We start from the raw sequence: 25,173 nt of genomic DNA, 5'->3' as shown, positions 1-25,173 counted from the left end.
ACCAGCTCTCTGAAATCAGAAAACGAAATACTACTAAATCCTATCAACGCCGATTCATATGATGTTAGTTAAATTTTTATCATATATTCATCATACATGTCAATAAAAACATTCGATATTTTTTTAGGGAAATAAAGGAGAAATGTTTTTCATACTGTAAAAATGTGCGTTATAATGAATTTGAAAGGGGAGGAAAGAGTGAAGAAAAAAATAATTCTTTTTACCACCTTACTAGTCGTTGGCGGAAGTGCTGGAATTTACACAGCTTTTGCAGCTGAATCAGAGCAGTCGAAACAAAAGCAAATACAGCAGTCAGAAGTGAAGAAAGTGAAAGAAACTGAAGAGAAGAAATCGATGGAAAAAGCAGCTACGAAACTAGGAGTTTCTACTGAGGGGAAAACAAAAGAAGAGGTTACAAAAGAAGTAGATAACGCTAGATTTGAGCAGCGCCATGATTTGTTAATTGAGCATGCTAAGCAACTTGGAATTAATACAGAAGGAAAAAAAGATGAAGAGATTATTTTAGAAATTGGAAAGATACAACATGGAAAGTAGAACAACTTATCGTATGATAGGTTGTTCTTTTTTGAGAACTATTTGATTTAAAAATAATTGACAGTCATTTGTTTTTAATGTTAACTATATTTATAAATAAGTTAACATTAGGGGTGACAATTGTGGCTGTTAATAGTAACACGAGTGAAAAATCGTTTTATACATATGAAGAATTATCGAAGAAGAATAAAGATTACGTATGGCACCCATTTACACAAATGAAAGATTATTTAGAAGAAGATCCTGTCATTATTGAACGTGGAGAGGGAAGAAAGCTATACGATGTAAATGGAAATGAATATTGGGACGGTGTTTCATCTATTTGGTTAAATGTTCATGGGCATCAAGTACCAGAACTTGATGAGGCAATTCGCGAGCAATTAAATAAAATTGCTCATTCTACTATGCTAGGACTTGCTAACGTTCCATCTATTTTATTAGCAGAAAAAATAATTGAAGTTGTACCAGAAGGTTTGAAGAAAGTATTCTATTCAGACTCTGGTTCTAGCGCCGTTGAAATTGCAATTAAGATGGCCTTTCAATATTGGCAGCATAAAGGAAAACCGAAAAAACAAAGATTTGTTACATTAAAAGAAGCATATCACGGTGATACGATAGGTGCTGTTTCAGTAGGAGCAATAGACTTGTTTCACCAAGTGTATAGTTCACTATTATTTGAGGCAATTAAAATGCCGTATCCATATACATATCGTTCTCCTTATGGAGATAATAAGGAACAAATTGTAAAGAAACATTTAGAAGAAATGGAAGAAATGCTACAAGAAAAACATGAAGAAGTAGCAGCTATTATTGTGGAGCCATTAATGCAAGGTGCTGGTGGGATGATTACAATGCCAAAAGGATACTTAAAAGGGCTTCGCGATTTATGTACAAAATACAATGTATTATTTATTACAGATGAGGTAGCGACTGGATTTGGGCGTACCGGGAAAATGTTTGCATGTGAACACGAGGATGTAACGCCAGACATTTTAACAGCCGGAAAAGGTTTAACAGGTGGTTATTTACCGGTGGCAATTACGGTAACGACAGATGAAATTTATAATGCCTTTTTAGGAGGCTATGAAGAACAAAAAACGTTTTTCCATGGTCATAGTTATACAGGGAATCCGTTAGGGTGTGCCGTAGCAATTGCAAATTTAGAACTATATGAAAAAACTAATTTAATAGAAGATGTTGCGCATAAAGCAGAATATGTAGCGGCACAATTAGAAGCTCTTAATGAATATAAGCACGTAGGAGATATTCGTCAGTGTGGGCTAATGGTTGGTATTGAACTTGTGAAGAATAAGGAAATGAAAGAATCGTTTGAATGGACAGAAAGAGTCGGTGTTCAAGTGTGTAAACGCTCAAGAGAGCTGGGCATGATTTTGCGACCACTCGGTAATACGATTGTATTTATGCCTCCTCTTGCATCTACGGTGGCTGAGATTGACGAGATGTTACGCATTTTATATAAAGCAATCTCGGATGTTACGGAGGGAGAGTAATGAGTGGTTTCTTTATAACAGCAACGGATACAGAAGTTGGCAAAACGGTAGTGACAGGAGCATTGGCAGGTATATTTCGAGAGCGTGGACATAATGTTGGTGTATATAAACCGTTGCAAAGTGGACATGTTGCATCAAATCCTGAGGGTGATGCAGCAAGATTAAAAGCATTATCGGGTGTACCGACAGAAGAAGATGAAATTTGTCCTTATTCCATTGAAGAACCACTTGCTCCGAGACTTGCCATGAAAAGAGCTGGAAGGACAGTAACGTTAAAAGAAATTACTGATCACTATAATGAACTACTAAAAAAGTTTAATAGCCTATTTGTAGAAGGGGCTGGTGGGCTTGCAGTTCCATATACAGAAGATGCTTTAGTGATTGATTTTGCAAAAGAATTACAGCTTCCTCTTATTGTAGTAGCGCGTCCTACGCTTGGGACAGTTAATCATACTATTTTAACAATTTCTTATGCAAAAGCACATGGATTAAAAGTAGCAGGTGTAATTTTATCTGGATGTAAAGGATATGAAAAAGAAAGAGTGCAAGAAAATAAAATAATGATTGAGGAGTTAAGTGGCGTGCCGGTTTTAGGGTTATTACCATTCCTTGAAGGAGAGTTTACAAAGGAAGAATTATTAGGGGCGGCAAAAGAGCATATTATGATTTCAAAATTAGAGGAGCTCATCCAAAATGAATCAAATGTGGCGCACGCATCTTCAATCTAAAGTAGAACAATTAAAGGAGCAAGGGCAGTATCGTAATTTACATGTAACAGAGAAAGCGGAAGAGACATGGCTTATTCGAAATAAGAAAAAGATGCTAAATTTAGCATCGAATAATTATTTAGGATTAGCTGGAGATGAAAGGTTGAAAGAAGCTGCTATTGCCTGCACGAGAAAATATGGAACTGGAGCGACAGCATCTCGTCTCGTTGTAGGAAATTATCCATTGTATGAAGAGGTTGAGAAAATTATATGCAACTGGAAAGGTACTGAAAGAGCATTAATTGTAAATAGTGGGTATACAGCAAATGTAGGTGCTATATCTGCTTTAGCCTGTCGTCACGATATGGTTTTTAGTGATAAATTAAATCACGCAAGTATTGTTGATGGAATTATATTAAGCGGAGCAGAGCATAAAAGATATCGTCATAATGATTTGGATCATTTAGAAAAGATGTTGCAAATAGCGTCACCAGAAAAGAGAAAATTAATCGTAACAGATACTGTTTTTAGTATGGATGGAGATATTGCATATTTGAGAGGCTTAGTTCAGCTGAAAGAGAAATACGGGGCAATCATTATAGTTGATGAAGCACATGCAAGTGGAATATATGGAATCGGTGGAGCTGGACTATCTCATATAGAAAAAGATATCGCTCAAAAAATTGATATACATATGGGGACGTTTAGTAAGGCTTTAGGGTGTTATGGTGCGTATTTAACGGGTGATTCCATTTATATAGAGTATTTACAAAATATGATGAGAAGCTTGATTTTTACTACAGCTTTACCACCAGGAACATTAGGGGCGATCCGAAAAGCAATTGAAATTGTGAAAGAAGATAACGAAAGAAGAGAGCGACTTATAGAGAATGGTGCATATTTCAGGACGCATTTACAAGAAGCTGGTTTTGATATTGGGAATAGCTCAACTCATATTGTACCGATTGTAGTTGGGTCAAATGAAAATACTTTACGGTTTAGTGAAAGGTTACAAGAGGTAGGTATCGCAGCCATTGCAATTCGTCCGCCGACTGTTCCGGTTGGTAGTTCTCGAGTCCGTTTTGCAGTTACGTCACAACATACAATAGCCGATTTAAAATGGGCTATTCAGCATATTATACGCATTGGTAAAGAAGAGGGGTTTTTAGTATGAAAGAGCTAAAGCTTATTTTTATTCCAGGATGGGGAATGGAAGAAGATGTTTGGACTTTGGTTCTGCCGTATTTTAAAGGATATTCTGTTCAATGTATAGATTGGCGTAACGTGAAAGAACAAAGTGAATTTGCGGGGCGAATAATAGATATAGCGCAGGATGAAAATGTAATTTTAGTTGGATGGTCACTAGGAGCGTTAGCGGCAGTACAAGCTTATAAAAAGATTAAGGTCCAAGGTATGGTACTAATTGGTGGTACCGCTAAATTTACCAATACAAGTGACTATACAAGTGGATGGAATTCCTTGCATATAGAACGTATGAAAAAGAATTTAACGAGAAAAAAAGAAGATACTTTGAAGCGTTTCTATGAAAATATGTTTACAAAAAGTGAGCTGAGGGAGAATACGAGTTTTGAAGAGATTGCGCAGAAGTTTAAAGGAGACTCGATTCAGTCTTTACAATTAGGCTTAGATTATTTAATAGAAACAGATATGAGAAATGAAGTAATAGATATGAAAGCCCCGCTGTTACTCCTTCATGGAGAGCAGGATGTAATATGTCCATTGTCTGCAGCCCATAGTATGGCGAATAATACGAATGCTAATCTAAAAGTAGTAAGCGGTGCTGGGCATGCATTATGTGTAACGAATTTTGAATATTGCGCAAATGAAATTATTCAATTTGTAGAGGGGATACGACATGATCAACAAAACGTTACTGCAAAAACGGTTTAACGGGGCGGCTGTATCCTACGATCAATATGCAAATGTACAAAAAAAGATGGCGCATTCGTTACTTTCTACATTGAAGGAACGATATAGTGAAACATCATCGATACGTATTTTAGAACTTGGATGCGGGACAGGATATGTAACAGAGCAATTATCAAATTTATTTCCGAAAGCTCATATTACAGCTGTGGATTTTGCTGATGAGATGATTGCAGTCGCGAAAACTAGAAAAAGTTTGGAAAATGTGATGTTTCGATGTGAAGATATTGAACAATTAAAATTAGAAAATCCATATGATGTCATCATTTCAAATGCTACATTTCAATGGCTTAATGATTTAAAAGAGACAGTGAAAAATTTATTTAACTATTTGTCTGAAGAAGGAATATTATTATTTTCCACGTTTGGTAATACGACTTTTCAAGAATTGCATACGTCTTTTCAGCGTGCTAAGAAAGAAAAGGGGATACACAATTGTACTTCAATAGGACAACGATTCGTTTCGAAAGAACAGTTAGTGAATATATGCAAAAATCCATTAGGAAATGTACATGTTTCTGAAACGTGTTACATAGAAAGCTTTACAGAAGTTAGGGAGTTTCTACATTCTATTCGAAAAGTAGGGGCAACCAATAGTAATGAAGAGTCTTACTGTCAAAGCCCTTCACTCTTTCGTACGATGCTTCGTATATACGAAAGAGACTTCACGGGAAAAGAAGGGATAATGGCAACATATCATGCTTTATTTACGTATATAACAAAAGAGGGGAAGAGATGAAATGAAACAAGTACAAACAAAAAGGGATTGGAAAAAACTTGCATACGACGTAGTAGAAGAGAAAATGATTACGAAAGAAGATGCAATTGCAATATTAGAAGCTGATGATACAGAGGTTTTAGAAATTATGAATGCAGCTTACATCATTCGCCATCATCATTTTGGTAAGAAAGTAAAGTTGAACATGATTATAAATACGAAATCTGGATTATGTCCTGAAGATTGCGGGTATTGTTCACAGTCTATTATTTCAGAAGCACCGATTGATAAGTATGCATGGTTAACACAAGAGAAAATTGTTGAAGGAGCGCACGAAGCAATTCGTCGTAAAGCAGGTACATATTGTATTGTTGCATCTGGTCGTCGTCCGACGAATAAAGAAGTAAATCACGTTATTGGAGCAGTTAAGGAAATTCGTGAAACGACAGATTTAAAAATTTGCTGTTGTTTAGGATTTTTAAATGAAGATCAAGCAGGTCAGTTAGCAGAAGCTGGTGTGCATCGTTATAATCACAATTTAAATACGCATGCCAACAATTATGATAGCATTTGTTCAACGCATACGTATGACGATCGTGTTGATACAGTCCAAAAAGCGAAGCAAGCCGGTATTTCTCCATGCTCTGGAGCAATTTTCGGAATGGGAGAAACGATTGAACAGCGCGCTGAAATTGCATTTGAATTACAACGTTTAGATGCGGATTCTATTCCATGTAATTTCCTTGTTGCTGTAAAGGGTACTCCGCTTGAAGGACAAAAAGAATTAACACCTGTAGAATGTTTAAAAGTGCTGGCGATGATGCGTTTTGTAAATCCAACAAAAGAAATTCGTATTTCAGGTGGTCGAGAACTTAATTTACGTTCTGTACAGCCACTTGGTTTATTTGCAGCAAACTCTATCTTTGTCGGGGACTATTTAACAACAGCTGGACAAGAGCCGACTGCGGACTGGGGTATGATTGAAGATTTAGGATTTGAGATTGAAGAATGTGCGCTATAAGATAGATGAAAAGCAAACTCTTTAAAGGGTTTGCTTTTTTTTGTAAATAAAATGTAATAAAAGTCCATTAACGCTTGATAGTAGTCACTTTTGGACGAGAAAAATAATTTTGTGGACGAATTTTCCAAGCCCTAATTGTACATAGTAAAAATGTAATTTATATCGGGTTGGAGGATTTTACATGTACAAATACATATTAACTATTATGACCTGTCTGATTTTAATAAAAGCGATAAGTGCTGATCCAGTTAAGGCGGCTGAAAATCCTGAACAAAAAGAAATGCAACAAAGAATTGAACAGCATTTTCGAACGAAAGCTGAACATTTTGGGCTTGAAACAGAAGGAAAAGATTTAAAAGAAGTGAGGAAGGAAATTTCTATTATAGAAGAAGCGGAAAAGAGAGAAAATGTGTGGAGAACAGCACAAGCTCTTCGTATAAAAACAGAAGGAAAAACGATGGATGAATTAATAGAAGATGTACGAAAAAAGGTGAGAAAATAAAAAAAGAGGCCGTAGCCTCTTTTTTAAGCCCATTGTTTTGATAAATGAGCCATTTCGATCGCAGCAACTGCCGATTCATATCCTTTATTACCAGCTTTTGTACCTGCACGTTCAATCGCTTGTTCAATTGTTTCTGTCGTTAATACACCGAAAATAACTGGAATGTCCGTTTGTAGTGATAAAGACGCAACACCTTTTGCTACTTCATTACAAACGTAATCGTAATGTGTTGTAGCACCGCGAATTACTGTACCTAATGTAATAACAGCATCATATTTTCCGCTATTGGCCATCTTTTTAGCGATTAAAGGAATTTCAAATGCACCAGGAACCCATGCAACATCAATATCATTCTCTTCTACACCGTGACGCTTTAATCCATCTAAAGCTCCACCAAGTAACTTACTTGTAATAAACTCATTAAAACGTCCAACAACAACCCCAACTTTTAATCCTGTACCAACTAAATGACCTTCGAATACCATAATGTATCTCTCCCTTAATTATAAGTTTAGTAAATGTCCTAATTTGCTTGCTTTCGTTTGTAAATACGTTTTATTTTCTTCTTTTGTTGGCATTTGCAACGGTACACGCTCGGTTACTTCTAAATCGTAACCTTGTAAGCCAGAAATTTTTCGTGGATTATTCGTTAATAATCGTAAATTTTGTAAGCCTAAATCTTTTAAAATTTGAGCGCCAATACCGTAATCACGAAGATCAGCTGGGAACCCAAGTTTTTCATTTGCTTCTACAGTATCTAACCCTTCTTCTTGTAACTTATAAGCGCGAAGCTTATTCAGAAGGCCAATTCCTCGTCCTTCTTGTCTCATATAGAGAAGAACACCTTTTCCTTCACGCTCAATTTGAGCAAGTGCAGCATGTAGCTGTGGTCCGCAATCACAGCGGCACGAACCAAATACATCTCCTGTTAAGCATTCTGAATGAACGCGTACAAGTACAGGTTCGCCTGTTGAAATATCACCTTTTACGAGCGCGATATGTTCTTTCATATCTAATGAGTTAGAATAGCCAATTGCATGGAAAGTACCGAAATCTGTAGGTAATGTAATTTCCACTTCTCTCGTCACAAGTGTTTCGTGATGGCGGCGATAAGCAATTAAATCTTCTATTGTAATCATTTTTATATCAAATTGTTTTGCGCACTCTAGTAAATCAGGTACACGTGCCATCGTACCGTCCTCATTTATAATTTCGCAAATGACTCCAGCTGGTTCTGCTCCGCAAAGTTTGGCTAAATCGACAGCGGCTTCTGTATGACCAGCACGGCGCAGTACACCGCCTTCTTTCGCAATTAATGGAAAGATATGTCCAGGGCGATTGAAATCAGCGCCTTTTGATGCAGGGTTTAACAATTCTTGTATCGTAGTTGCACGTTCATGAGCGCTAATCCCTGTTGTTGTAGAAACATGATCAATGCTCACTGTAAACGCAGTGTGATGTGAATCTGTATTATGAGATACCATTGGTTCTAACTGTAGACGTTCTGCGTACTCCTCCGTAATGGGTACACAAACGAGACCACGACCGTGTGTAATCATAAAATTAATCGTTTCTGGTGTAATGTACTCTGCTAAAGCAATAAAATCGCCTTCATTTTCTCGGTTTTCATCATCACATACGATAACAACTTTTCCTTGTTTTAAATCTTCTAGAGCTTCTTCAATACGATGAAACATTGTGCTTCCTCCTTATAGAAATCCGTTTTCTTGTAAAAAGCTTTCGGTCATTGAACCAGTTCTTTTTGCGGGCTTTGAGATAAAGCGTTCAATATATTTTCCAATCATGTCACACTCAATGTTTACGATGTCCCCGGCTTTTTTTTCTCCGATTATAGACTCGCTTACTGTGTGGGGGATGAGTGAAATTGTAATTGAAGATTCGTCTATATCAAATATTGTTAAGCTAGTGCCATCAACAGCAACGGATCCTTTATGCAAACAATAGCGTAGTAATTCATCAGAAATTGCTATTTTGTAATAGATGGCATTGTAATGTTGTTTTTTAGTTAAAATCGTACCGATGCCATCGATATGTCCGGTGACGAAATGTCCACCGAATCGTCCGTTTGCAGCCATCGCCCGTTCTAAATTCACTTTGGCACTTGGCTTTAGCATACGAAGTGATGTTGCTTTCATTGTTTCAGGCATTGCGTCGACAGTGAATGAAGTAGTCGTAAAAGTAGTTACTGTTAAGCAAATGCCGTTAACTGCGATACTATCACCTAATTTGACATCCGATAAAATTTGCTTTGCGCTAATAGTTAGCTTCATTGCTTCACCACTTTGAGTCATGCTTGATATCGTTCCTAACTCTTCTACGATTCCTGTAAACATTCCGTCACCTCGCTTTTTAAGGTTGCAACAATTTTTATATCATTACCGATTTGTTTCATCTCTTGAATTGTTAAGGAAAGTGCATCTTGTAACTTCGAAAAACCAGCTCCGCCAAATAAGGTGGGTGCATCTTTTCCACCAATTAATTTCGGGCTTATATAGGTCACGATTTCATTAAAACTATTTGTTTTTAAGAAGTTTGCATGCACCGTTTGACCACCTTCAACGAACAGAGAAAGAATTTGTTTCTCACCGAGTAGGGATAGGACATCTTGTATTTCAATTTGCTGTGTTTTCATTTGGAATACAGCTATATTGTTAGATTCATAAGACGCTATTTTCTCTTTGCTTACATCCTTACCGACAATAATCCATGTCGGAGTTAAGCCATCTGTTATGACATGAGAAGATGGCGGCGTTCGTAAGTGGGTATCTAAAATAACGCGTATAGGATGTTTACCTCCGTTTGGAATTCGTGTTGTTAAGTGTGGATTATCAGTTAGAACTGTATTCACACCGACTAGGATAGCATCATGTATATGACGATATTGGTGAACGTCAGCGCGTGCTTCTTCGCCTGTAATCCACTTACTTTCACCGGTTACAGTTGCTGTTTTTCCATCTAAGCTCATTGCTGTTTTTATTGTTACAAAGGGACGTTTCGTTTTCATATAGTGAAAAAAGTATCGATTTAATAAAGTGGCTTCCGCCCCAAGAACACCAGTAGTCACCTTGATTCCAGCTTCTTCCAATATTCTTTTTCCATTGCCGGAAACGAGTGGATTGCAATCAAGAGTAGCAATTACAACACGCTGAACTCCTTTTTCAATGAGTAATTCACAGCAAGGGGGTGTTTTTCCAAAATGGCTACACGGTTCAAGTGTTACATAAACGGTAGCGTCTTTTGCTCTTTCACCAGCCATGTGAAGAGCATGAACTTCAGCATGTTCTTCACCAGCACGCATGTGGGCACCCATTCCAACGATTTTCCCATCTTTAACAACAACGGCACCAACCATAGGATTTGGGCTTGTTTGTCCCGATGTTCCTTGTGCTAACTGCAAGGCAATCCTCATATATTCTTGATCTGTCATTCTTTTCACCTCTCCTGAAAAAATCAAAAAACCCCAAGGATTTTATATCCTTGGGGTTTGGGAGACGTGATTTCTAGAAATATAGTTCGAATACGAAAGTATAGGAAAGAAACCTAACGATGACTGATATTTTGGCATAAGGAAAAAACCTAGCAAAATATCAAATTCTTTCAACGCTAGTCGTATCTTTTTATTTCAGTATAGAAACATAACTATACAAAATAAAACATATATAAAGATTCAAAATGAAACTTTAAAAATATGCATACTGAAATAAAAGTGTATTCGCTATATAAAATTACTAGAAAACATATCCTTCTCCCATCCAGACTATACTGTCGGCCCTAGAGTTTCACTAGATCCACCGTTTTCGCGTTGAAAACGGGTCACGGACTTAGAAGCTATCGCTTCATCACCGCCGGTTGGGAATTTCACCCGACCCCGAAGGATGTTGTTTGCTCACATTATAGCACAAAAAAGAAAAAAGCATAGTAAAAAATGTTCGAATGTGAAGAATTGTTTGAAAATATATGCCGATTTGAATGGGGACGAAAGTAATAGAAATGTTGAAAGGGGAAGGGCTGTATAGGCTTTGATCAAAAGAAAAAACATACACAAATAAATGTGCATGCTCTTTAAATATTTATTCTGCCTCTGGTGCTCTAACAACAGACTCGAATTTGCCTTTATGCGAAGCATCGCAATAAGGCATGTTTTTTGATAAACCACAACGACATAAAGAAAATGCTGGTTTTGCTGGGAATACATTCCCTTGTGAGTCAACTAATTCCACGTCCCCTGTAACGCGAAAAGAGCCATTATCATTCACTTTAATTTGTACTTTTGCCAACGTTATCCCTCCTTTCCAAACGCTTACTCTCATCATATAATTAGGGAGAGTACTTGACAATATAAAAAGAGCACTTTGTTTGAGAGAGAAGAGAGTGTTATAATAGTTTTTATAACTGACTAGAGTAAGGTGACGAAAGATGGATAAAAAATTACACACACTACAAAATATTGCAAATGAGCGCACATGGGCATCATTTTTGAATGATAATCATCCATATAGTTTACTTCATTGGTCAATCGCAGGTGTAGGACAAGAACCGAAAGATGTTTGGTTACTTCAAGATGAGGTAACTTTTCAAACGACGGAATTCCCAACGCTAGACGAGGCAGTAAAGTGGATTTCTGAAAATATGGAACAAGTTACAGACGTTTTAGCGCAGTAAAAAAACAGGCTTATGCAAGCCTGTTTTTTGTTTCTTTTACATATGTGTTTAAAAATTGATCGATGGCATCTTCGTACTCTTCTTTATTTTCATTATAAGAGCAAGCGTGTGCACCATGTTCTGCAATATAAAGCTGTTTATTATTTTCTTTCGCTTCATAAAGTGATTTCGTCATATCAGATAAAATATAGTCATCATCTTTACTATGAATAAAGAGAACCGGATTGTTAATATTTTTTATACAATCAATTGGTGAAACTTCACGAATTGTATAGCCATCACGAACTTTTAAAAAGGCATTTGCTAAAGGTAATAAAGGCCATTTTGGCAAATGAAACTCAACTTTCAAACGATGTTGTAACTGTCCATAAAAATCAGAGAAAGGACAATCAGCAATATAAAAATCAGCACCATCTTCTACAAGTCCTGCATATTGAAGAAGAGTTGCAGCACCCATAGACTCACCATGAATTCCGAGTGTAATATTCGTTCCGAAACGATCTTTTAGCCAGTCAACTACTGACTTTAAATCATGTTTTTCATAATAGCCATAACTTGTTGTTTTACCACCGGTTTTACCATGACGGCGATGATCATAAATAAATACGTTATATCCTCTATTTAAAAATAAGTTTGCATATTTAACGGAATTCATTTTATTTACAGTCACACCGTGGCAAAAAATCATAAATTTATTGGAATGACCAGCTGGCATGTAATATCCGTGAAGTTCGTATCCGAATTGAGAAGGGATGTGAACCTCTTCTTTTTGAATAGCCTTAAAATCGTCCAAATGAAAATGCTTTTTCGTTTCGCGTTCTAAAACTTCTTCCTCTGTTTTTTTCTTCAAGTACATAACTTTATTTGTAAAGAAAATCCCAATCGCAGTTAGTGCACCTAGTATAGTAAACAATGCTGTAAAAAAACGTTTCATACTTTACCTCATCCTCCAAATACCTCTACATGTGATACACTAACATTGTATCACAATGATGTGAAAAGGGGAGAAATCGTGTATGGTTCATATACAAAAAATCACACCAGAAATGAAAGAAGCAATTCAGGATTTTATGTGTGAAAACTGGGGAAGCTCAATGATGGTCTCGCGAGGCAGAGTACATCAATTAGAAGAATTACCTGGTTTTATTGCACTCAGAAATAACAGAATAGTGGGAATTATAACATGTAAAGTGATAGAAAACATGTGTGAAATTGTATCGTTAAATAGTTTTGAGGAAGGGAAGGGGATTGGTACAAAACTGGTGGATTGTGTATTGCGAGTGGCAAAAGAGAACGAATGTAAAAAAGTGTGGCTTATTACGACGAATGATAATATGAACGCACTTCGTTTTTATCAAAAACGTAACTTCATGATGACGAACTTGTATATTGATGCGGTAAAGGAAGCACGAAAAATAAAGAAAGAAATTCCGTTTATTGGTTATGATAATATCGCGATTTCACATGAAATTCAGCTGGAGTATATTTTCTGAGTAGAGTGGAAATTGTGTAACAATTTTCAGAAATATAAAACAATAACCTTGACGAATGTTATATTTTGGTTTAATTTAAAATTGTAATCTATTACCATATTAAGGGGTGACGATGTGGCAACTATACGTGATGTTGCAAAATTGGCCGGTGTTTCAGTTGCAACCGTTTCAAGAGTCATTAACGAAAAAGGATATGTCCATGAAGATACGGTGAAACAAGTAAAAAAAGCAATTGAAGAATTACATTATAGACCGAATGCTACAGCAAAGCCTTTATTTAAACAACCTTCAACGGTGATTGCATTACTTGTAGATAATTTGCATAATCCATCATACATCACTTTGCTCCGTTTCGTTGAGGAAATAGCATACAAAGAAGGGTATCAAGTAATAGTTTGTAATATAGAAAATAAGAATAGATACATAGATATGTTGGAGCAAAATAACATTGCAGGCGTTATAATGACGAAATCTGTTTTTCGAAGTATAGGAGAAATCTCACTTCCTTTCGCTGTGCTTGAAGAACGACAATCTCTTATGAGCTATTATGAAAGTGGACAGAAAGCTGTTTCTTTATTAAAAGAGAAAGGCTGCCAGTTTCTTGCTTATATCGGTGAGGGAGTAGAGAGTGAAGAAATGGAAGAGCATGTGGCAGGATTTCTAGATACTGCTTGGAAAGAAGGACTTTCTTATCGAGAGGAAATTGTACAAGGGTATACGAATCAACAGTTTCTTGAATTGTTACAAAAGCATCCATACATAGATGGGGTTGTAGCTTCAAGTGATAAGGTCGCTATTGAGCTAATCAGGGCGGCGAAAACTCTTAATATTCATATACCAGGTAAGTTACAAATCATTGGATTTAACGGGAGTGTAGAGGGTGAATGGATAAGTCCATCATTAACGACGATTGGAAGTTATATCGAAGAAAATGGGGAAATAGCTTTTCAACAGTTAATAGGAAAAATAAAGAAGAAACAAGTGCGACAAGAAGAAGTGGAAACAGAATTTAGGTGCATTGAGAGAGAAACAACAAAGTAAAAGGTGCGTTTTTAAAACGCACCTTTTATAGTGTAATTGCGGCAATAAAGCCGAATATAAGTAACGGTATATTATAGTGTAGAAATGTTGGGACACATGTATCCCATATATGATGGTGCTGACCATCAGCATTTAAACCGGACGTTGGTCCAAGTGTACTATCAGATGCTGGAGAACCTGCATCACCAAGTGCACCAGCTGTACCGATAATTGCGATTGTAGCCATGGGACTAAATCCGAGCTGGACGCATAATGGTACGAAAATTGTTGTTAAGATTGGGATGGTTGAAAAGGAAGAGCCAATTCCCATCGTAACGAGAAGTCCAATAATGAGCATAAGAAATGCAGCAAGCGGTTTATTATTTCCGATTATATGTGCACTCGTTTGCACAAGAGATTCAACATGTCCAGTTTTTCGAAGAACAGCGCCAAATCCAGCGGCAGAAATCATAACAAATCCGATAAAGGACATCATACGCATTCCACTCGTTAAAATAGCATCGGCTTCTTTAAGAGGGAGGCTACCGCTAACTGATAAGACGATAATACCTGCTAAAGCACCAAAAATCATTGATTCTGTTGCTAATTGCACAGTTAATGTAGCGAGTATTGATAATAAACCCAAAGTAATGCTTCTTTTCGTATAGGGAACGATTTCATTCTGTGCAGAATGAATTTGTTCTGTTTCATATGTACGTGGTTTTCGGTATGTAATGAAAACCGCTACACATAATCCGATAATCATACCGATTGCTGGAATAGTCATCGCTTTTGGAATAAGTGCGACATCAAATGTAAGACCGCTTTGCGCAGCATTTGTTTGCAATACGTCATGATAAATTTTTCCGAACCCTGCTGGAACCCACATGTAAGGGGTAATTAACCCAAATGTAATAAGACATGTTACAAGCCTACGATCCACCCTCAGCTCATTTAATACTTTTAAAAGTGCTGGAATTAAGATTGGGATGAAGGCGATATGAACAGGGATAATATTTTGTGAGAAACAAGCCATTGTTAAAATGATAAATAATATAAGTATTTTAGAATAGACTTGTTTTTTCGTGTCTTGTTCGTTGCCGATCCATTTTAAAGCTGATTGGATCATTGCATCAGGAAGTCCTGTTTTTGAAAGGGAAATAGCAAATCCACCGAGCATTGCGTAGCTTAATGCGATAGGAGCACTGTTCCCAAGACCGGCTGTAAAAGTACTAATTGTTTCTGAAATACCGAGTCCGCCGATAAGTCCGCCTGTTAAAGCTCCAACGATAATGGCGACAATGACTTGGACACGTAACAAACTAAGCAGTAGCATGACTGCTACTGCGATGAGTACAGCGTTCATAATAAATGTAATCTCCCTAATTTTTATTCTGTTAAGGCAAGCAAGTGTTTGTAGTGACATATACTTGCGACATATCATTATAAAATGTTTTCTATGAAATGTAAAAGCGCCTTTTGTTATTAATGTTGAAAAGATAGTTCTTGTTTAATTGATTGTAAAGATTTAGCGAATAACTCAGGCTCTTCTAAATCTGGAGAATGTGCCGAGTTTGGAAACCAAATCATCTTTTTAATAGGAGCTTGAATGATATCGCAATATTGTTGAACGAGTGCATAAGGAGTTTGATAATCATAGCGACCAGAACAAAAATAAACAGGAATAGATAAACTTGAAATAGATGAAAAGAAATCGATTGTCAGCATCTCTTCCCATAAAACTCCGGATTTTAAATTTCCTGCGAGAAATTTGAACCAATCTAATAGCGTATATTCAGGAGAAAAGAAGCCTTTTCGTATGAAAGAAAAGGAAGATCCATTTTGGATTGCTCCTCCGAATGTACCAAGCCACTTTCTTTGAATAATGAGGCGTCTCGTATCTAAAAAGGGTGGTTTCCCTAATTTTAAAAGAGAAGCTAATGCCTTTTTATGGTCATGTTTTTTGGCAGAGCTAATTAAATGTTGATATAGTAATTCTTCATTTTGCTTCATATGTACGATTTGACCGATGCCGATGTATGCTTCTATATATTCGGGACATTGATTAGCGATTTGTAGTCCGATAATACTTCCCCAAGAATGACCTGCGAGAAATAGTTTTTGCTTATTAAAGCGTTTGAGAAGATATTGAATAACCTTTTTTGCATCTGAAAAAAATTGATCAATCGTAAGATTTGTTTGGATGTCCCGCCATAAAAAGGATTTACCTGCCCCTCGCTGATCCCAATTAATAACGATAAAGTGCTTTTCTAACTCTTTTTGAAAATGGCGAATAAAGCCGATTTGTGCCATACCAGGGCCGCCGTGACAGCATAATAAAATAGGCTGTTCCACGTTTTGACCGCGTATAAGGAGAGATTGTTTCCGGTCATTAATCATAACGCTTTCTATCGTAGCGATACTGTTAGGGATTAGTTGCTTCTTTTCGTTGTAAAACTGAGGGGTATGGCTACGAAAAAGCATATGTAAACCTCCTTTTCTTAAATGGTATGAATCGCACAGGCTCTTTCTTTTGCATATACTACTAGAAAATCATTGTATCATAACATACTGGTTTGATTTCAAGTTTAGGCGATTAAGAGAGGAGGGAGAATGTGACGATTGGAGAAATTATTGATTCTTTAAATAGACGCGAATCAATCGCTATTATAGCGAAACGGCTTGAAATGAGCCCATATACATTATCAAAGAAATTAAGGGTGATTGGATATGAATATGATGGAGAGCAGAAAAAACGTATCTTTATAGGTGATGGCGAAGAGCCACGTCATTTGCAAATCCAAGAAGCTACTGCCCTTCAATATGCAAAAACAGACTATCAATTACTAATTTATGAACAATTACAAAGCATTTATGAATTGCTAAGAAAAAGAGAAGAAGTAAGTGTTCAAATTATAAGTAAGAGCACAGAGAAAAAGAAACGAACCTTTTCGATTAATATAGAAGTATTAGCAAGACTAGATGTTATATCGGAATCAAAAGGGATTCAAAAGTCTAAAATTGTAGAAGAAGCACTACAGGAATTTTTGCAACGGTATGATGTTAATCATGAAACGTATCCAGAGAAATAAAAGAAAGGATACTATGTTCCATATAAGAGCGTGTATCCTTTCTTTTATTTCATTTTTTGTTTTGTTTCGAAAAGTAATATAGGAACCAAACGGCATGATTTTGTTCATCAGCTGCTGCGCGCCGAAATGTTTCTTTCACTTGTTGATTTGTCGTTTCGTCAGCAATTTCTAAGTAAAAATCAACTGTTCGTTGCTCATCTTGCCGAATTTCAAGGATTTGAGTTCGTTCATTTATGTCTGGAGCTAAAGTAGCTAATCTAGCATAAAAATGAATGGCGCTATATTCTCCATTAATTGCTTTCTCAATACTACGAATGTGTTTGTCGATACAATGTATCGTCATTGTTTGATAGAAATACATACAAATTTCCCCATTATAGTTTTCTATATACTACGAAGAAACAAGGGGCTATGTGCGTATCCTTTACTGCACTAGAAAAATGACAATACGTATGACTCTAAAAGAAGAAGCTCCTTGCATATAAAAGGAGCTTCTTCTTTCGAGTGTCACGCACTAGTTTGAATAGTATTTAATTGTTTTTTTGAATACGTCCATCAATAATCGGCTGAATTGGTTCTTTCACTTGTTTTACATAATCGACTAATGCTTCAAAATCGTTTGGACCAGTTTCAGCATTTTTTCCATTTTTAAAGGATACGAATCCATCACCGCCAGAAGCTAGGAAAGCATTTGCAACTACGCTATACGTTTTAGAGGGAACTAATTCTTCACCATTTGTTAAACGGATATTCGTAACCTTTTCGTTATTTGGTTTGTTTGCATCCCAAGTGTATTGAATACCTGAAATTTGAAGCATTCTCGTTGCTCCTTTTTGCCATTGTTGATTTAATATATCACGAATATCTTGACCTGTTAGATCTACTTTAATTAATTGGTTTCCGAAAGGCTGAATGCCGTATAATTCGCCCCATGTAATATCTCCAGCGTCTAGATCATTACGAATTCCACCAGGATTCATAAGAGCGATTTGTGTTTGCATAGTTTGGCGCTGGGCATCCGCAACTAAATTTCCAAGTGTAGATTCACCAGCATCGTTTTGTTTACGGTCGATAGGTGCTGTAGATTTTCCGACTACTTCATTTACAAGAGGTGCGATTTTTTCTTTATATTGATCTAACTTTTGTTTTACTTGTTTATCAGGCTCTACACCTTCATGGTACGTTGTAATAACTTCAGCTTTTTTCTTCATAATATCTTTTGTTTTTCTATCAATCGTTACATCTACATCAGAGAAAGCCATCCCGTAAGAGTTCGCTTGCACGATAAGTTTATTATTTACAGTACCATTTACGTACGTATGACTATGTCCGCCGAAAATAACATCAACTTCGGGATCTGTTTCATTTGCAATTCGAGTGAGGTCTCCATTTGTTACACCAGACTCATCAGTTGTTCCGCCGACATGTGCAAGGACTACGATAGATTTAACGCCGAGACGCTTTAATTGTTGTGTGGATTTATTAATAGCCTCTACTTCATCAGTGATTTCTACATTTTTAAGCATAGTAGGCATAACGACATTCGGTGTATCCGTTGTAACAACTCCAATGAACCCTACAGGAACTCCGTCAACCATTTTTACAGTGAATGGTGGTAAAAATAAGCGGCCAGTTGATTTATTATAGAAGTTTGCAGCGACATAAGGGAAGTTTGCTCCTTTGAAATTCCCTGTTTTTTCGTGATATCCACCGTAAATGAGGCGTTTCATTTCATCGATACCTTCATCAAATTCATGGTTTCCGATTGTACCAACATCAAACTTTAAGTCATTTAAAAATTCAATTGTTGGTTCGTCTTGTAATAATGCGGAAACTGGTGGGCTGGCTCCGACAATATCACCGGCATGTACGAGAAGTGTATTAGGGTTTTGTTTTTTGCGTTCTTTTAAATAAGTAGCTAAATAATCAGCGCCACCAGCTTCTTTATTGTTAACTTTTTTTACAGTATCTAGTTGACCATGTAAATCATTAATACCAAGCATTTGTACGTCTATGTATCGGTTTTGTTCGGCAGGAGTCTGAGATGGAGGAGCGGCGAATACGCTTGAAAAAGTAATAGTACTTAAAACAGCAACAGCAGGAATAATTTTTTTCCACATAATTAATTTCTCCTTTTTTTTATAATCTGACATCATACGACATAATTTTAATAGATTAATAGGATTATATCTATAGTTAAATTTAGTTTTTTCGAAAAATTAACATATTTACAAAAAATGAATAATAGAGAATGTGAGAGTAATGAACCTTTTTTATTGTCGATTTCGCCGTGTATCCTCTATAATGGAGAAAAAAGTAAAAGGTGAGTAGTATGAAGAAAAAGAAGCAAAGACAAACACAAAGACACTCTCAAATGAATCAACCAGAGAAAGAATCACTTACACTAGGTGATCAATTGAACGATTCGTTAATGCAACAATTAAAGAATAAGAAAAAAGAGTTGCAAGTGAGAGAAGAGAAAAAAGAGGCAGCAGAACAAGAAAGAAAGCGTAAGGAACAAAAAGAACGTGAAAAGAATAAATCATTTGAAGAACTGTTAAGTGAAAGTAGCCTTACTTGGAAAGACTTTAAATAATAAAAAGATGATCAGTGAAATGCCGCTGATCATTTTTTTGACGAGTTTGTAAGAAAAGGGGAGTTAGAATGAGGGAAATTGTAGTCGTTCCGTATGAAAATCATTGGAGTGAGAAATTCCAAATGGAAGCCGAAAGATTAAAATCGGCGATGCCAGAAATGGTGAAAGTCCATCATATTGGAAGTACGTCAGTGCCAGGACTGGCAGCTAAACCTATTATAGATATGATTATGGAAGTAGAGAGTCTCGACAGAGTAGATCATTGGAATGAACGTTTTAAAGAGCTTGGTTACATCGTAAAAGGGGAAAATGGTATTTCAAGACGTCGTTATTTTATTCATGGGACTGAGGAAAAACGCTCGTATCATTTGCACGTATTTGAAAAAGGGAATCCTGAGATAGTAAGGCATTTATCGTTTCGTGATTACATGATGGCTCATTGCGAAGAAGCAGAGGCATATGCAAATTTAAAGAAAGAACTAGCGGAAAAATATACATATGATGGCACGATGTATACGGAAGGAAAAAATGAGTTTGTACGTAATATTGATGAAAAAGCGAAAGAATGGAAAGGAAATAACGTGAATGACTGAGTTCACGTTATTTTTTTAAATGTGTATAAAAGTATTATGTAAACTGTACGTATGTTTTGACTTTTTGGATGAATCTTGTTGAAATAAAGTGGTGGTTTATAAAAATGTAACAATGAAAGGGAGAACGAGTGTGCATATTCCAACAACTACACTTCATAATGGTGTGAAAATGCCGATGATTGGTCTAGGCGTTTATAAAGCGAAAGAAGGCAACGAGGTTAAACAAGCAGTAAAAACAGCATTAGAATTTGGATACCGTTCGATTGATACAGCAACTGTATATGAAAATGAAAGCGGTGTCGGAGAAGCGGTTCGTGAATCAGGGATTCCGAGAGAAGACATATTTATTACAACAAAAGTTTGGAACGACGATCAAGGATACGAGGAAACACTTGAGGCGTTTGAAAAAAGCTTAAAGAAATTACAAATGGACTATGTAGATTTATATTTAATACATTGGCCAATAAGAGGGAAGTATGTCGATACGTACCGAGCGCTAGAAAAATTGTATGAAGAAGGTAAAGTGCGCGCGATTGGTGTTTCTAATTTTCATAAACATCATTTAGAACTGTTATTACCAAATTGTAAAGTGAAGCCGATGGTCAACCAAGTGGAACTTCATCCGATGTTAGCGCAATTTGAATTGCGTGATTTCTGTCAAGGTGAGCAAATTCAAATGGAAGCGTGGAGTCCTTTAATGAGAGGCGGCGAAGTATTCCAGCATCCAATTATTCAGGCTATTTCTAAAAAATATGAAAAGTCACCTGCACAAGTTATATTAAGGTGGGATATTCAAAGTGGGATTGTGACTATTCCTAAATCTGTTACGCCATCTCGTATTAAAGAGAACTTTACTATTTTTGATTTCTCATTAACTGAAGAAGAGATGGATCAAATTAATACGTTAAATCGTAATTTACATGTAGGAACGAATCCTGATAAATATGATACGTTATAAAAAAAGACTGCCGCCTAGTGTTGGGGGCAGTCTTTTGCTTTTATCGGTATCAATATTTTAGCGATGCAAAGCATATGAATCATACTTAACAATCTTTTGAAGTTGTACATATTCTTCTTTTGTTAAAGATAACTGTTGGCTAGCTTGTATATTTTCTTGCAATTGTTGAATAGAGCTTGCACCAGGTATAACAGCTGCAACAGTTTCGTTATGTAAGCAATATTGAATAGCCGTTCCTGTTAAAGAGCTTTCTCCGATTATTTCTTTTACACTCGCGAGTGTCGAATATAACTCATCGTAAGAATAAGAGAGGTAATCTTTTTCTTTTACTCTTTCTATCTTTCTTGCATTATTGTTAGTTAAAATCCCTTTTGCAAGTGGTCCGCGAGCAATAACGCTAATTTGCTGTTCATTAAGAAGCGGGAACCATTCTTCAGGGCGACGATTTAAAAGGCTGTATTCCATTAATATGCTAACGATATTTGATCGTTTTGCATACTCACGAATGACATTTGGACGTATAGAAGAGATACCATAATGACGAATAATCCCTTCTTTTTTTAATTCTTCAAAGGCTTCAACTGTTTCATCTATAGGATCTTCAATCGTCCCGCCATGCAGTTGATATAAATCAATATAATCTGTTTGAAGTCTACGTAAACTCTCTTTTACTTCGGCCTTTATATAAGCTTTAGAAGGATCCCAAGACCAACCGTTTTTTTCTTCTGTCCATCGATTTCCAACCTTTGTTGTAAGAACAATTTGGTCACGTTTTCCTTTCAGAGCTTTTCCAACAAATTCTTCATTTAATCCATAATCGTATAAGTCCGCTGTATCAAAAAAATTAATTCCTAAATCGATTGCCTCATCGATAATACGCATAGCTTCAGCCTCAGATGCACCGAGAGACATACAGCCAAATCCAATTTCCGTAACATATAAATCTGAGTTTCCTAATTGACGTTTTTTCATAGGTCAACCTCCTTACCTTTATTGTACGAAAGGGGAAGGAGGTTGACAAACGTTTACTTTTTGCCCCGCATTAACTGCCCGTAAAAGCCCGATTGGTTCAACTAATAATCAGAGGGGATGCCCCCCTCTGATTAAAGTTTCACTTTATTTGCTGTAATCCACTCTTGTACAGTTGTATACTCTTTTCCATATTGTTTTAGCTTATGACGAATTTGCCATGCTTTGCCGACTAAAGTGACGCGATTTGGTAAAATGTAAACTTTCATTTCTATCACGCTCCTTTTAATGTGGTAAAATGTATGAAGAACGATTAGGAAATAGAACAGGGAGATGAAGTAGTATGAGTAATCTTGCAGAAAGAACAGTAAAAACTGAACCGATTTTTGATGGTAGAGTTATAAAAGTTCGTGTTGATGATGTAGTATTACCAAATGGAGAAATGAGTAAACGTGAAATCGTAAATCACCCTGGGGCAGTTGCTATTATTGCTATTACTGATGAGGGGAAAATTGTACTCGTTGAGCAGTATCGTAAAGCTCTCGAAAAGGCAATTGTGGAAATTCCTGCTGGGAAGTTAGAACCTGGGGAAAAGCCAGAGGTAACAGCAGTTCGTGAATTAGAAGAAGAAACAGGATATGTATGTGAAAATATGGAGCTTATTACATCTTTCTATACATCACCTGGTTTTGCAGATGAGATTTTATATGTATATAAAGCGACAGGATTAAAACAAAAAGAAAATAAAGCAGCTTTAGATGAAGATGAATTTGTGGAATTAATGGAAGTGTCATTAGAAGAAGCGATTGATCTTATGAAAGACCTTCGCATACATGATGCTAAGACGATGTTTGCAGTACAATATTTACAATTACAAAAATAAACACTCGCCTAAGGCGAGTGTTTTTAGTTGATTTTTGCATATACACGTGCATCGCGTAAGCTGCCATCGGGTGCTAGGAAATCATTTTCCATTGTACCTTCTAAAATAAATTCTAGACGTTCTGCTAAGTTACATGCGTTTATATTTGTTGCATCAGTACGAATTTCAATTCTTCTAGCACCTAGTTTATCAAATGCAAATTGAATCGCACCTTTAATGGCTTCTGTCATATAGCCATGCTTTGTATAAGCGCTATGTAGCCAAAAGTGAAGTGAAAACTTTGGAATATCCCAGTTTTCAGGCTTGAGCGTAATAGCTCCGATGAATGTACCAGATACTTTATCGTATAAGTGGAAATCAAGTGTTTCACGAAGTAAAAACTGTCCGTGAGCTTCGCGAACAATTTCTTCAGCACGTTCTTCTGTTTCAGCTGTAATTGGCATCCATGGTAATAAGTCTTCTAGCGAAGCTTGGATTGCTTCATATACTTCTGTGCCATCACCTGGAAACGGCTTACGTACTTGCAAGCGCTCAGTTTGAAATAATGTTGGAAAATCTAATAATAATGGTTTCAAGAGAAATCCCTCCTATTCTCTACTTTTTAGTTTAGCAAAGTAGAGCGGAATTTCAATGCTAATTCGTCATACTTTTTTTCTTTCTTTCATACATTTTTAGTAAGAGTGTGAACGGAGGGAAGGAAAATGTGGCGAAAAACGTGGCAAGACCGTGTAATGTCTCACATACAGGAAAATTCTTCACTATATATATTTAATGCGGTTTTATTACTGATGGGAGTAATATTTGGAGCGATTCTTGTGAATAGTTTACAAATAAACCAAAAGCAAGATTTATCATTTTATTTACAGCGTTTTTTTGGACAAGTTTCTAAAGGAGAATTTGCTGTCGCAGGCGAAATGTTTCGAGAAAGTTACTTTTCGCAATTAAAATATATCGGCTTTATTTGGATTTTGGGGATTTCAATTATTGGGTTGCCGCTCATTTTTATCTTACTATTTTTAAAAGGGGTAGTTGTTGGATTTACAGTAGGTTTTTTAGTAAGTCAGCACGGATGGAATGGACTATTATTAGCATTTGTATCTGTATTGCCACAAAATTTAATTATAATTCCTGTATTTCTCGTAATGACAACAATTGCTGCAAGCTTTTCCTTACGCATGATTAGGCATCAATTTATTCGGAAAATAACTGAGCCACTATTACCGTTATTAATTCGCTATACATGCTTTTTTCTCGTGATTGGAGCGGTATTAGCTATTGCTTCCAGTGTCGAAGTGTATGCATCACCAGTTTTAATGAAAGAAGTTGTGGAGGCTATTAACAAACAATAAATACTTTTTGAGAATAATTATCAATTTGTTTTTATTGTTTTTCTTTTGACAGGAGCCCTTCTTCTGATATAATGGTGTAAGAGTGGCGAGGAGGGAGTAGTACCGAATGGAAGAAAGAATTGAACGAATTAAGAAGCAATTACATGCAGCGAGCTATAAATTGACACCACAACGTGAAGCAACAGTTCGTGTGCTGCTAGAAAATGAAGAAGATCATTTAAGCGCAGAAGATGTATACCTCCTTGTAAAAGAAAAGTCGCCAGAGATCGGATTAGCAACCGTTTATCGAACTTTAGAGTTATTGTCTGAGTTGAAAGTTGTCGATAAAATTAACTTTGGAGACGGTGTTTCGCGTTATGACTTACGCCAAGAAGGTGCACAGCGTTTCCATCATCATTTAATCTGTACACAATGCGGTGCTGTACAAGAAATACAAGAAGATTTACTTGGTGAAGTGGAGAATAAAGTGGAACGAGACTGGAGCTTTAAGGTGAAAGATCATCGTTTAACATTCCATGGGATTTGTAAAAATTGTCAAGAAAATGAAACGGATGAAAAATAACCTTTTCCTATTTA

31 protein-coding genes, 1 riboswitch and 1 other annotated feature (1 of these 33 running past the window's edge) are annotated in these 25,173 nt (G+C 36.4%); of the genes, 18 read left to right on the top strand and 13 right to left on the bottom strand.

Translation table 11 applies throughout. The features are described from left to right. Positions 1–56: a binding site (T-box leader), on the bottom strand; it reaches 164 nt to the left of the window's first position. 142 nt (positions 57–198) lie between these two features. From B5P40_RS11870 to B5P40_RS11835, 8 genes are all read left to right on the top strand, one after another. Then, positions 199–555 carry a hypothetical protein gene (locus B5P40_RS11870; protein ID WP_016120778.1) on the top strand — a complete coding sequence of 119 codons (357 nt, stop codon included), beginning with the start codon at positions 199–201 and terminating at the stop codon, positions 553–555. 77 nt (positions 556–632) lie between these two features. Continuing rightward, complete coding sequence (gene bioA, locus B5P40_RS11865; protein ID WP_002128994.1) at positions 633–2,066, top strand: adenosylmethionine--8-amino-7-oxononanoate transaminase; 1,434 nt, start codon at positions 633–635, stop codon at positions 2,064–2,066. Beyond that, positions 2,066–2,794, top strand: a complete 729-nt coding sequence (bioD, locus tag B5P40_RS11860; RefSeq protein ID WP_002128992.1) for a dethiobiotin synthase — start codon at positions 2,066–2,068, stop codon at positions 2,792–2,794. Before bioA ends, bioD begins: the two co-directional genes overlap by 1 nt. Next, positions 2,760–3,947 (top strand): 8-amino-7-oxononanoate synthase, encoded by a 1,188-nt coding sequence (gene bioF / locus B5P40_RS11855; protein WP_113709267.1) that lies wholly within the window; start codon positions 2,760–2,762, stop codon positions 3,945–3,947. The genes bioD and bioF overlap by 35 nt, the downstream gene beginning before the upstream one ends. Next, entirely contained in the window at positions 3,944–4,684 is a 741-nt protein-coding gene (locus B5P40_RS11850; protein ID WP_113709266.1) for an alpha/beta fold hydrolase, read from the top strand. The genes bioF and B5P40_RS11850 overlap by 4 nt, the downstream gene beginning before the upstream one ends. Next, positions 4,650–5,459 carry a malonyl-ACP O-methyltransferase BioC gene (gene bioC / locus B5P40_RS11845; protein WP_033734236.1) on the top strand — a complete coding sequence of 270 codons (810 nt, stop codon included), beginning with the start codon at positions 4,650–4,652 and terminating at the stop codon, positions 5,457–5,459. The genes B5P40_RS11850 and bioC overlap by 35 nt, the downstream gene beginning before the upstream one ends. Before the next feature lies 1 nt (position 5,460). Beyond that, on the top strand, positions 5,461–6,459 hold the full coding sequence (gene bioB, locus B5P40_RS11840) for a biotin synthase (RefSeq protein WP_002014986.1): 999 nt from the start codon (positions 5,461–5,463) through the stop codon (positions 6,457–6,459). Between the two features lie 181 nt (positions 6,460–6,640). After that, positions 6,641–6,961 carry a hypothetical protein gene (locus B5P40_RS11835; protein ID WP_002088493.1) on the top strand — a complete coding sequence of 107 codons (321 nt, stop codon included), beginning with the start codon at positions 6,641–6,643 and terminating at the stop codon, positions 6,959–6,961. A 23-nt stretch (positions 6,962–6,984) separates the two neighbouring features. Here B5P40_RS11835 and ribH read toward each other — a convergent pair whose 3' ends face one another. The 5 genes from ribH to B5P40_RS11810 form a co-directional block, all read right to left on the bottom strand. Further along, positions 6,985–7,446, bottom strand: coding sequence for a 6,7-dimethyl-8-ribityllumazine synthase (ribH, locus tag B5P40_RS11830; protein ID WP_000230892.1), 462 nt, complete (start codon positions 7,444–7,446; stop codon positions 6,985–6,987). Positions 7,447–7,464: 18 nt separating this feature from the next. Continuing rightward, positions 7,465–8,658: a bifunctional 3,4-dihydroxy-2-butanone 4-phosphate synthase/GTP cyclohydrolase II gene (gene ribBA, locus B5P40_RS11825; RefSeq protein WP_113709265.1), complete on the bottom strand. Its 1,194-nt coding sequence runs from the start codon at positions 8,656–8,658 to the stop codon at positions 7,465–7,467. A gap of 12 nt (positions 8,659–8,670) precedes the next feature. Then, on the bottom strand, positions 8,671–9,315 hold the full coding sequence (ribE, locus tag B5P40_RS11820; protein ID WP_002088492.1) for a riboflavin synthase: 645 nt from the start codon (positions 9,313–9,315) through the stop codon (positions 8,671–8,673). Beyond that, complete coding sequence (gene ribD, locus B5P40_RS11815) at positions 9,297–10,409, bottom strand: bifunctional diaminohydroxyphosphoribosylaminopyrimidine deaminase/5-amino-6-(5-phosphoribosylamino)uracil reductase RibD (RefSeq protein WP_002167712.1); 1,113 nt, start codon at positions 10,407–10,409, stop codon at positions 9,297–9,299. Before ribD ends, ribE begins: the two co-directional genes overlap by 19 nt. A 309-nt stretch (positions 10,410–10,718) precedes the next feature. Further along, a riboswitch (FMN riboswitch) is annotated at positions 10,719–10,862 on the bottom strand. A gap of 190 nt (positions 10,863–11,052) precedes the next feature. After that, complete coding sequence (locus B5P40_RS11810) at positions 11,053–11,259, bottom strand: CDGSH iron-sulfur domain-containing protein (protein WP_001151582.1); 207 nt, start codon at positions 11,257–11,259, stop codon at positions 11,053–11,055. 139 nt (positions 11,260–11,398) lie between these two features. Between B5P40_RS11810 and B5P40_RS11805 the strand changes: the two genes are divergently transcribed. Further along, on the top strand, positions 11,399–11,644 hold the full coding sequence (locus B5P40_RS11805) for a DUF2552 family protein (RefSeq protein WP_002014992.1): 246 nt from the start codon (positions 11,399–11,401) through the stop codon (positions 11,642–11,644). A gap of 10 nt (positions 11,645–11,654) precedes the next feature. On the opposite strand, the gene B5P40_RS11800 is transcribed toward B5P40_RS11805, so the two are convergent. Next, positions 11,655–12,578 carry an alpha/beta hydrolase gene (locus B5P40_RS11800; RefSeq protein ID WP_002014993.1) on the bottom strand — a complete coding sequence of 308 codons (924 nt, stop codon included), beginning with the start codon at positions 12,576–12,578 and terminating at the stop codon, positions 11,655–11,657. An 82-nt stretch (positions 12,579–12,660) separates the two neighbouring features. On the opposite strand from B5P40_RS11800, the gene B5P40_RS11795 reads away from it, so the two are divergent. Both B5P40_RS11795 and B5P40_RS11790 read left to right on the top strand, forming a co-directional pair. Continuing rightward, positions 12,661–13,137 (top strand): GNAT family N-acetyltransferase, encoded by a 477-nt coding sequence (locus B5P40_RS11795; RefSeq protein WP_002128979.1) that lies wholly within the window; start codon positions 12,661–12,663, stop codon positions 13,135–13,137. Between the two features lie 114 nt (positions 13,138–13,251). Continuing rightward, a complete protein-coding gene (locus B5P40_RS11790) occupies positions 13,252–14,178 on the top strand; it encodes a LacI family DNA-binding transcriptional regulator (RefSeq protein ID WP_002014951.1) in 927 nt (308 codons plus the stop codon). 25 nt (positions 14,179–14,203) lie between these two features. Here the strand turns inward: B5P40_RS11790 and B5P40_RS11785 are convergent, their stop codons facing one another. Together B5P40_RS11785 and B5P40_RS11780 are read right to left on the bottom strand one after the other, a co-directional pair. Beyond that, positions 14,204–15,523, bottom strand: coding sequence for a Na+/H+ antiporter family protein (locus tag B5P40_RS11785; protein WP_002014950.1), 1,320 nt, complete (start codon positions 15,521–15,523; stop codon positions 14,204–14,206). A gap of 119 nt (positions 15,524–15,642) precedes the next feature. Beyond that, positions 15,643–16,641 carry an alpha/beta fold hydrolase gene (locus tag B5P40_RS11780; RefSeq protein WP_002128974.1) on the bottom strand — a complete coding sequence of 333 codons (999 nt, stop codon included), beginning with the start codon at positions 16,639–16,641 and terminating at the stop codon, positions 15,643–15,645. 131 nt (positions 16,642–16,772) lie between these two features. Between B5P40_RS11780 and B5P40_RS11775 the strand changes: the two genes are divergently transcribed. Further along, positions 16,773–17,249: a ribbon-helix-helix domain-containing protein gene (locus tag B5P40_RS11775; RefSeq protein ID WP_002014948.1), complete on the top strand. Its 477-nt coding sequence runs from the start codon at positions 16,773–16,775 to the stop codon at positions 17,247–17,249. 49 nt (positions 17,250–17,298) lie between these two features. Here B5P40_RS11775 and B5P40_RS11770 read toward each other — a convergent pair whose 3' ends face one another. Both B5P40_RS11770 and B5P40_RS11765 read right to left on the bottom strand, forming a co-directional pair. Continuing rightward, positions 17,299–17,610, bottom strand: a complete 312-nt coding sequence (locus B5P40_RS11770; RefSeq protein WP_002014947.1) for a ferritin-like domain-containing protein — start codon at positions 17,608–17,610, stop codon at positions 17,299–17,301. Positions 17,611–17,779: 169 nt separating this feature from the next. Then, entirely contained in the window at positions 17,780–19,369 is a 1,590-nt protein-coding gene (locus B5P40_RS11765) for a bifunctional metallophosphatase/5'-nucleotidase (protein ID WP_002128971.1), read from the bottom strand. Between the two features lie 212 nt (positions 19,370–19,581). Between B5P40_RS11765 and B5P40_RS11760 the strand changes: the two genes are divergently transcribed. The 3 genes from B5P40_RS11760 to B5P40_RS11750 all read left to right on the top strand — a co-directional run bounded on the left by B5P40_RS11760 (position 19,582) and on the right by B5P40_RS11750 (position 21,396). Continuing rightward, positions 19,582–19,845 carry a YqkE family protein gene (locus B5P40_RS11760; RefSeq protein WP_002014945.1) on the top strand — a complete coding sequence of 88 codons (264 nt, stop codon included), beginning with the start codon at positions 19,582–19,584 and terminating at the stop codon, positions 19,843–19,845. A gap of 68 nt (positions 19,846–19,913) precedes the next feature. Then, entirely contained in the window at positions 19,914–20,438 is a 525-nt protein-coding gene (locus B5P40_RS11755) for a GrpB family protein (RefSeq protein ID WP_002128969.1), read from the top strand. 130 nt (positions 20,439–20,568) lie between these two features. Next, positions 20,569–21,396 carry an aldo/keto reductase gene (locus B5P40_RS11750; RefSeq protein ID WP_002128968.1) on the top strand — a complete coding sequence of 276 codons (828 nt, stop codon included), beginning with the start codon at positions 20,569–20,571 and terminating at the stop codon, positions 21,394–21,396. Between the two features lie 57 nt (positions 21,397–21,453). Here the strand turns inward: B5P40_RS11750 and B5P40_RS11745 are convergent, their stop codons facing one another. Together B5P40_RS11745 and mciZ are read right to left on the bottom strand one after the other, a co-directional pair. Then, complete coding sequence (locus B5P40_RS11745) at positions 21,454–22,368, bottom strand: aldo/keto reductase (RefSeq protein ID WP_002088476.1); 915 nt, start codon at positions 22,366–22,368, stop codon at positions 21,454–21,456. Positions 22,369–22,499: 131 nt separating this feature from the next. After that, the gene (mciZ, locus tag B5P40_RS11740; protein ID WP_000870297.1) at positions 22,500–22,634 is read right to left on the bottom strand and encodes a Z-ring formation inhibitor MciZ; all 135 of its coding nucleotides are present in this window, start codon (positions 22,632–22,634) and stop codon (positions 22,500–22,502) included. Positions 22,635–22,708: 74 nt separating this feature from the next. Here mciZ and B5P40_RS11735 point away from each other — a divergent pair, with 74 nt between their 5' ends. Then, a complete protein-coding gene (locus tag B5P40_RS11735; protein ID WP_002014941.1) occupies positions 22,709–23,248 on the top strand; it encodes an NUDIX domain-containing protein in 540 nt (179 codons plus the stop codon). Positions 23,249–23,271: 23 nt separating this feature from the next. Here the strand turns inward: B5P40_RS11735 and B5P40_RS11730 are convergent, their stop codons facing one another. After that, positions 23,272–23,823 carry a GNAT family N-acetyltransferase gene (locus B5P40_RS11730; protein WP_002033881.1) on the bottom strand — a complete coding sequence of 184 codons (552 nt, stop codon included), beginning with the start codon at positions 23,821–23,823 and terminating at the stop codon, positions 23,272–23,274. Between the two features lie 126 nt (positions 23,824–23,949). Between B5P40_RS11730 and spoIIM the strand changes: the two genes are divergently transcribed. Beyond that, complete coding sequence (spoIIM, locus tag B5P40_RS11725) at positions 23,950–24,597, top strand: stage II sporulation protein M (RefSeq protein WP_002014939.1); 648 nt, start codon at positions 23,950–23,952, stop codon at positions 24,595–24,597. Positions 24,598–24,703: 106 nt separating this feature from the next. Further along, complete coding sequence (gene fur, locus B5P40_RS11720) at positions 24,704–25,159, top strand: ferric iron uptake transcriptional regulator (RefSeq protein ID WP_000392654.1); 456 nt, start codon at positions 24,704–24,706, stop codon at positions 25,157–25,159. Positions 25,160–25,173 lie beyond the last annotated feature (14 nt).

It is taken from the genome of Bacillus sp. SRB_8, assembly GCF_003264205.1.
Lineage (GTDB): Bacteria > Bacillota > Bacilli > Bacillales > Bacillaceae_G > Bacillus_A > Bacillus_A mycoides.
This window is presented reverse-complemented; position numbering and strand designations above follow the sequence as displayed.

What these genes read in the sequence shown, in the direction of transcription:
- bioA (WP_002128994.1), top strand. Translation starts at nt 633, where the DNA reads ATGTTAACTATATTTATAAATAAGTTAACATTAGGGGTGACAATTGTG.
- bioD (WP_002128992.1), top strand. Translation starts at nt 2,066, where the DNA reads ATGAGTGGTTTCTTTATAACAGCAACGGATACAGAAGTTGGCAAAACG.
- bioF (WP_113709267.1), top strand. Translation starts at nt 2,760, where the DNA reads ATGAATCAAATGTGGCGCACGCATCTTCAATCTAAAGTAGAACAATTA.
- B5P40_RS11850 (WP_113709266.1), top strand. Translation starts at nt 3,944, where the DNA reads ATGAAAGAGCTAAAGCTTATTTTTATTCCAGGATGGGGAATGGAAGAA.
- bioC (WP_033734236.1), top strand. Translation starts at nt 4,650, where the DNA reads ATGATCAACAAAACGTTACTGCAAAAACGGTTTAACGGGGCGGCTGTA.
- bioB (WP_002014986.1), top strand. Translation starts at nt 5,461, where the DNA reads ATGAAACAAGTACAAACAAAAAGGGATTGGAAAAAACTTGCATACGAC.
- B5P40_RS11835 (WP_002088493.1), top strand. Translation starts at nt 6,641, where the DNA reads ATGTACAAATACATATTAACTATTATGACCTGTCTGATTTTAATAAAA.
- ribH (WP_000230892.1), bottom strand. Translation starts at nt 7,446, where the DNA reads ATGGTATTCGAAGGTCATTTAGTTGGTACAGGATTAAAAGTTGGGGTT.
- ribBA (WP_113709265.1), bottom strand. Translation starts at nt 8,658, where the DNA reads ATGTTTCATCGTATTGAAGAAGCTCTAGAAGATTTAAAACAAGGAAAA.
- ribE (WP_002088492.1), bottom strand. Translation starts at nt 9,315, where the DNA reads ATGTTTACAGGAATCGTAGAAGAGTTAGGAACGATATCAAGCATGACT.
- ribD (WP_002167712.1), bottom strand. Translation starts at nt 10,409, where the DNA reads ATGACAGATCAAGAATATATGAGGATTGCCTTGCAGTTAGCACAAGGA.
- B5P40_RS11805 (WP_002014992.1), top strand. Translation starts at nt 11,399, where the DNA reads ATGGATAAAAAATTACACACACTACAAAATATTGCAAATGAGCGCACA.
- B5P40_RS11800 (WP_002014993.1), bottom strand. Translation starts at nt 12,578, where the DNA reads ATGAAACGTTTTTTTACAGCATTGTTTACTATACTAGGTGCACTAACT.
- B5P40_RS11795 (WP_002128979.1), top strand. Translation starts at nt 12,661, where the DNA reads ATGGTTCATATACAAAAAATCACACCAGAAATGAAAGAAGCAATTCAG.
- B5P40_RS11785 (WP_002014950.1), bottom strand. Translation starts at nt 15,523, where the DNA reads ATGAACGCTGTACTCATCGCAGTAGCAGTCATGCTACTGCTTAGTTTG.
- B5P40_RS11780 (WP_002128974.1), bottom strand. Translation starts at nt 16,641, where the DNA reads ATGCTTTTTCGTAGCCATACCCCTCAGTTTTACAACGAAAAGAAGCAA.
- B5P40_RS11770 (WP_002014947.1), bottom strand. Translation starts at nt 17,610, where the DNA reads ATGTATTTCTATCAAACAATGACGATACATTGTATCGACAAACACATT.
- B5P40_RS11765 (WP_002128971.1), bottom strand. Translation starts at nt 19,369, where the DNA reads ATGTGGAAAAAAATTATTCCTGCTGTTGCTGTTTTAAGTACTATTACT.
- B5P40_RS11760 (WP_002014945.1), top strand. Translation starts at nt 19,582, where the DNA reads ATGAAGAAAAAGAAGCAAAGACAAACACAAAGACACTCTCAAATGAAT.
- B5P40_RS11755 (WP_002128969.1), top strand. Translation starts at nt 19,914, where the DNA reads ATGAGGGAAATTGTAGTCGTTCCGTATGAAAATCATTGGAGTGAGAAA.
- B5P40_RS11745 (WP_002088476.1), bottom strand. Translation starts at nt 22,368, where the DNA reads ATGAAAAAACGTCAATTAGGAAACTCAGATTTATATGTTACGGAAATT.
- mciZ (WP_000870297.1), bottom strand. Translation starts at nt 22,634, where the DNA reads ATGAAAGTTTACATTTTACCAAATCGCGTCACTTTAGTCGGCAAAGCA.
- B5P40_RS11735 (WP_002014941.1), top strand. Translation starts at nt 22,709, where the DNA reads ATGAGTAATCTTGCAGAAAGAACAGTAAAAACTGAACCGATTTTTGAT.
- spoIIM (WP_002014939.1), top strand. Translation starts at nt 23,950, where the DNA reads ATGTGGCGAAAAACGTGGCAAGACCGTGTAATGTCTCACATACAGGAA.
- fur (WP_000392654.1), top strand. Translation starts at nt 24,704, where the DNA reads ATGGAAGAAAGAATTGAACGAATTAAGAAGCAATTACATGCAGCGAGC.